This window comes from Desulfofundulus thermobenzoicus, from assembly GCF_009428905.1.
Taxonomy (GTDB): domain Bacteria; phylum Bacillota; class Desulfotomaculia; order Desulfotomaculales; family Desulfovirgulaceae; genus Desulfofundulus_A; species Desulfofundulus_A thermobenzoicus.
Map to the genome: position 1 here is coordinate 1 of NZ_WHYR01000155.1, position 479 is coordinate 479.

General features: G+C 69.9%; 1 protein-coding gene. It reads left to right on the plus strand.

Annotated elements, in window-relative coordinates:
* The coding region (locus tag GFC01_RS17980) for a LysR substrate-binding domain-containing protein (RefSeq protein ID WP_243137692.1) at positions 1-479 on the plus strand (479 nt) is incomplete at both ends.

Here is a 479-nt window from a genome sequence, read left to right on the forward strand (position 1 = left end):
GCTTTGCACCGCTTCGATGTCGTGCTGGCCGACCGACCGGCGCCGGCCAACCCCAACCTGCGGGTCTACAGCCACTCGCTGGGCCAGTCTCCGATTGCCTGGTATGCCCACCCGCGCTGGGCTGCTCAGGCAGCGCGGGACTTCCCTGCCTCATTGGCCGATGTACCGCTGCTGCTGCCCACCGCCCATGCCGCATTGCGCCCACGGCTGGACCAATGGCTGAGCGCCCAGGGTTTGCAGGTGCGCGTCACCGGCGAGTTCGAGGACAGCGCCCTGCTCGCCACCTTCGGCAGCGAGGGCCTGGGTGTGTTTCCGGCAGCGACCACCGTCGACGGCGCTCTGACCGGCCGCTACGGCGTGGTCAACGTCGGCCAGGCCCATGGTCTGGCCGAGCACTTCTACGCGGTGGGCACCGACAAGAAGATCAGCCACCCCCTGGTGCGCCAGCTGCTGCCGCTGCCGGACCCTGCGCTCAGCCC